The organism is Streptomyces chattanoogensis (assembly GCF_001294335.1).
Lineage (GTDB): Bacteria > Actinomycetota > Actinomycetes > Streptomycetales > Streptomycetaceae > Streptomyces > Streptomyces chattanoogensis.
Window position 1 is genome coordinate 1 of sequence record NZ_LGKG01000205.1, and the last position, 5,788, is coordinate 5,788.

Below are 5,788 nucleotides of genomic sequence, written 5' to 3' on the forward strand. Positions count from 1 at the left end.
AGCAGGGCCGTTCACCGCGGCGACGGATATCGCCTCGCCCCAGGCAGCGATCCGCTCCCGGACCGCCTCCACACCCAGCGCAACCGACACCATCCCACCACCACCGGCAAGAGCGCGGCCGATCGCCTGCGACCGCAGCACCACCACCCTCGCCGCGTCTTCGAGAGACAACGCCCCAGCCACACAGGCGGCAGCGATCTCACCCTGGGAATGCCCCACCACCGCAGCCGGCTCCACACCCACCGACCGCCACACCGCCGCCAACGACACCATCACCGCAAACAGCACCGGCTGGACCACATCCACCCGCGCCAGCAGCACCTCATCCCCGAGCACCTCATCCAACGACCAGTCGACCAACCCCTCAAACGCCCGCCCACACTCGGCCAACGCCTCCGCAAACACCGGCGACTGCTCCACCAGCTCACGCGCCATACCCACCCACTGCGCACCCTGACCCGGGAACACAAACACCACGGTGATCAAACACGGCACGCGCACGCACCAACGACGCCGCCACATCCACCGGAGACACCCCCGGCAGCGCCGTCACCTGCTCCGCCAACCGCGCCGCCTGCTCACGCAACGCCGCACCCGACCGCGCCGACACCACCCACGGCACCACACCACCGGCGTCGCCGCCCTCGCGCACCGGTTGCTCGACAACCGGCGCCTGCTCCAACACCACGTGGGCGTTCGTCCCGCTGATACCGAACGACGACACTCCGGCCCGCCGCGGCCGCTCCAGCTCCGGCCACTCACGGCGCTCCGTCAGCAGCTCCACCGCACCCGACGCCCAGTCGACCTGCGACGACGGCGCATCCACATGCAGCGACTTCGGCAGCACGCCCGCCCGCAGTGCCATCACCATCTTGATGACACCACCGACTCCGGCGGCGGCCTGTGTGTGCCCGATGTTGGACTTCAACGACCCCAGCCACAGGGGGCGTTCGGCCGGGCGGCCCTGCCCGTACGTGGCCAGCAGCGCCTGCGCCTCGATCGGATCGCCCAGCGTCGTACCGGTGCCATGCGCCTCGACGACATCGATGTCCTGCGGAGTGAGCCGGGCGTCGGCCAGCGCGGCGCGGATGACCCGCTCCTGCGAGGGACCGTTCGGCGCGGTGAGGCCGCTGCTGGCCCCGTCCTGGTTGACGGCGGTGCCGCGGACGACGGCCAGGACCCGGTGTCCGAGGCGTTCGGCGTCCGACAGCCGCTCCAGCAGGAGGATGCCGGCCCCTTCGGAGAAGCCGGCCCCGTCGGCCGCGTCGGCGAAGGACTTGCAGCGGCCGTCGGCGGCGAGCCCGCGCTGGCGGCTCAGCTCGATGAAGATGTCGGCGGTGGACAGTACGGTCGCGCCGCCGGCCAGGGCCATGCTGCATTCCCCGCGTCGCAGCGACTGCACCGCCAGATGCAGGGTGACCAGCGACGACGAGCAGGCGGTGTCCACGCTGACCGCGGGCCCCTCGAGCCCGAGCACGTACGAGATCCGGCCCGAGGCGACGCTGTAGGTGTTTCCGTTGCCGATGTAGCCCTCGATCTCGCCCGGGACCGAGTCCAGTCGGGCCGCGTAGTCCTGGTACATGAGGCCGGCGAACACGCCGGTCGCGGTCCCGCGCAGCGTGGCCGGGTCGATACCGGCGTGTTCGCATGCCTCCCAGGCGGTCTCCAGCAGGATTCGCTGCTGCGGGTCCATCGCCAGTGCCTCGCGCGGTGAGATCCCGAAGAACGCCGCATCGAATCCGGCCGCGTCGTCGAGGAATCCGCCGCCGCGGGCGTAGTACTTGCCCACGGTGTCGGGGTCCGGGTCGTAGAGCTCGGCGGGGTCCCAGCCGCGGTCGGTGGGGAAGTCGCCGATGGCGTCCGTCTCACCGAGAATCAGCTCCCACAGCCCCTGCGGCGAACCGACCCCGCCCGGATAGCGGCAGGCCATACCGACGATCGCGATCGGCTCCTCCGCCCGGGACTCCACCTCGCGCAGTCGGCGGCGGGTCTGGGTCAGGTCGGCCGTGACCCGCTTCAGGTAGTCGCGAAGCTTCTGCTCGTTCTGCATGGTGCAAGTACCTCGTCGTCGTCGGCAGGCGGAGGACCACAGGGCAGGGAACCCAGCGGTCCGGGAACCCACAGGTCAGGGAACCCGGATGCCTGGGAACCCCACAGGTCCGGGAAGCCGCAGGTCAGGGAACCCACGGGCCGGGAAGGGGCCGCAGGCCAAGGAGGGCCACAGGTCAGGGATGGTCACGATCAGCTTGGTGGGGTTGCCGGATCTTGCACACCCCTAGCCGACCCCTGACCACCCCTGACCTGCGGGTGAGGACGGACCGGGCTCAGGACAGGCCGAGCTCGTTGTCGATGTAGGCGAACATCTCGTCGTCCGTCGCCTCGTCCAGCACCTCGCCGACGTCGCCATCGTCGGCGGCCTCGCCCCGGACGGCGGCGGCGAGCGCCAGCAGCCGGTCGGCGACCGCCGCCTGCTGGGGTCCGTCGAGCACGGCGGCCGTGAGGACCGCTTCGAGCCGCTGCACCTCGTCGGTCACCGTCGGGGCCCCGGCGTCGCCGAACGGCAGCCGGTCGGCGAGGTGTCCCGCCACCGCGACCACCGACGGGTAGTCGAAGACCGTGGTGGCGGGCAGGGTCAGTCCGGTGATCCGGTTCAGCCGGTTGCGCAGTTCGAGCGCGATCAGCGAGTCGAACCCGAGGTCCAGGAACCCGCGCTCGACCGCGACCGCATGGCCGCCGGGCAGTGCCAGTACCGCGGCGACCTGGTCGCGTACCAGCTCGACCAGTGCCTTACGGCGTGCCGACGCATCGAGCGGGGCCAGCCGCCGTACCAGAGCGTCCGCTTCGGCGGCCGAGTCGGCGGCGCGGGCCGCGGACCGGCGCAGCGGCAGCCGGACGAGATCCCGCAGCACCGCGGGATCGCCGTGCTCGGCCAGCCGCGCCCGGAGCCGGGCGAGGTCGAACCGGACCGGCACCAGGGCGGCGTCGTCCCGGCCGAGTGCGGCGTCGAACAGGGCCAGGCCGGCCTCGGACGGCATCGCGGCGATACCGGACCGGCCCATCCTGGCGACGTCGGTGTTGCCCAACTGTCCGGTGAGTTCGCTGCGTTCGGCCCAGAATCCCCAGGCCAGCGAGGTGGCCGGGAGTCCCTCTGCGCGCCGCGCCGTGGCCAGTGCGTCGAGGAAGACGTTGGCGGCGGCGTAGTTCGCCTGGCCGGAGCCGCCGATGGCCCCGGCCGCGGAGGAGAAGAGGACGAAGGCCGACAGATCGAGGTCCCGGGTGACTTCGTGCAGGACCAGCGCGGCATCCACCTTGGGACGGAAGACGGTGTCCAGCCGTTTCGGGTCGAGCGAGCCGATGACTCCGTCGTCGAGGACGCCGGCGGTGTGCACGACGGCGGTCAGCGGGTGCGCGGCGGGCACGGCCGCCAGCAGCGTACGGACCGCGTCCTCGTCGGCGGTGTCGCACGCGGCGATGGTCACCTCGGCACCCAGGCCCGCGAGTTCCGCCCGCAGGTCCGCCGCGCCGTCGGCGGCCGGGCCGCGGCGACTGGTCAGCAGCAGATGCCGGACCCCGTGCCGGGTCACCAGATGCCGGGCGATCAGTGCGCCCAGCGTTCCGGTGCCGCCAGTGAGCAGCACCGTCCGGTCCGGGTCGAACCCGGCGAACCCGGGCTCCGCGGTACCCCCTGCCGCACCCTCTGCCACAGCGTCCACCGTGTGCAGCCGCCGGGTGAGCACCTGCCCGCCCCGTACCGCCAGCTCGGGTTCGCCGAGCACGGAGAGCCCGGGGAGCAGCTGCCGGGCGTCGGCCTCCGGGGCCCCGTTGTCCGCCGGATCGAGGTCGACGAGGACGAACCGCCCCGGGTTCTCGGCCTCCGCGGACCGGACCAGGCCCCACACGGGGGCATGGACGAGGTCGGCCACCGTACCGTCGGCGTCGACCGCGCCCGCGGTCACCACGACCAGCCGGGACGCCGCCAGCCGTTCGTCGGCGAGCCACGTCTGCAGCAGACCGAGCGCCTCGGCGGACGCCGCCCGTACGGCCTGGGCGCGACCGGCCGGCGTCTCGTCGATCGTCTCGTCGAGGGCCGCGTCGGCGCCGGTCGGCAGCACCGCGAAGACCGTCTCCGGTACGGCGGCCCCGGAGTCGAGGGCCGACAGAAGGGCATCCGGATCCGGGTACCACCCGGCCGTCGCGGCCGTGCGGAGCTGCCGCACCGCCGGCCCGTCGCCGCCCAGTACGGCCCAGGGGCCCGTCGGTACCTGGTCCAGCGCCCCCGCCAGGTCCGCCGGCGGCGTCCAGTCGATCCGGTACAGGGGCTCCGCGGCGGGCGCGCCCGAGGCGTCCTCCGGCAACACCCGCATGACAAGTTCCGCCACAGAGACCACGGGCGCACCGGTGCCGTCGGCGGCGGCCAGCATCAGCCGGTCCTCTTCCCCACGGGTGATCCGCACCCGCAGTACCCGGGCGCCGGTCGCCTGCACGGTGACGCCCTTCCACGCGAACGGCACCCGTACGTCACCGGTACCGTCCTCGATGCCCAGCGCATGCAGAGCCGCGTCGAACAGCGCCGGGTGGAGGGTGAATCCGCTGGTGACGGCATCATCGGGCAGCGATACCTCGGCGTAGACGTCGTCGCCGTCGCGCCAAGCGGCCCGCAGCCCCTGGAAGGCGGGGCCGTACTCGTATCCCTCGTCCGCCAACTGCTCATACAGGCCGCCGATGTCGAGTGCTGCGGCCCCCTTCGGCGGCCAGGCGCTCAGTTCCGCCGGGGGCGGGGTGCTGCCGGTGCCGAGGAGGCCCGTGGCGTGCAGCGTCCACGGCCGGTCCGGGAGGTCGTCCGGCCGGGAGTGGACGGTGACCGGCCGGCGGCCGGACGCGTCCGGACCGCCGACGGTGACCTGGAGCTGCACCCGGTCCCGCGCACCGAGCACCAGCGGGGAGGCGAGGGTGAGTTCCTCGACTCCGGTGCACCCCGCCTCGTCCGCGGCGCGCACGGCCAGCTCCACAAACGCGGTTCCGGGCAGGTAGACGGACCCGCGTACGGCGTGGTCGGCCAGCCAGGGGTGGGAACGCAGGGAGAGCCGTCCGGTGAAAACCAGCCCGTCGGAGTCCGCGAGCGGCACGACGGCACCGAGCAAGGCATGGTCCGCGGCGCCGAGACCGGCGGACCCGACGTCCCCGGAGGGTCCGGCATTCTCGAGCCAGAAGTGCTGGTGCTGGAAGGCGTAGGTGGGCAGGTCGACGGTTGCGGCGTCGGCCGGGATGGCCTGGGTCCAGTCGACGTCTGCGCCGTGGGCGAAGGCCTCACCGGCAGAGGTCAGGAAACGGGCCCAGCCACCGTCGTCGCGACGCAGGGTGCCCACGGCAGGCACGTCGTTGATGGCGACCGTGAGAACGGGATGCGGGCTGACCTCGACGAACAGGCCGAAGCCCTGGTCCGCGAGCGCCGACGTCGCCGTCTCGAACTCGACCGTCTGACGCAGATTACGGTGCCAGTACGCCGCATCCATGGTGGACGTGTCCAGCCAGTCACCCGTCACCGTCGACATCAACGGAACACGGGACTCGCGGGGCTCGATCGAGGCCAGGACCTCCAGCAGCTCATCGTGGAGGACATCCACCTGCGCGGAGTGGGAGGCGTAATCCACGGCGATACGACGCGCACGGACATCGTCCGCCTCACACGCAGCCATCAGCTCATCCAGCGCACCCGGCTCACCCGAAACCACCACCGAAGCAGGGCCGTTCACCGCGGCGACGGATATCGCCTCGCCCCAGGCAGCGA

1 protein-coding gene and 1 pseudogene are annotated in these 5,788 nt (G+C 72.5%); both read right to left on the reverse strand.

Annotated elements, in window-relative coordinates; genetic code table 11:
* Nucleotides 1–2,050, reverse strand: a pseudogene (locus ADL29_RS38555) (type I polyketide synthase); the annotation flags it as partial.
* A 274-nt stretch (nt 2,051–2,324) separates the two neighbouring features.
* A partial coding sequence (locus ADL29_RS38560; RefSeq protein ID WP_157878683.1) for a type I polyketide synthase occupies nt 2,325–5,788 on the reverse strand: 3,464 nt, incomplete at its 5' end.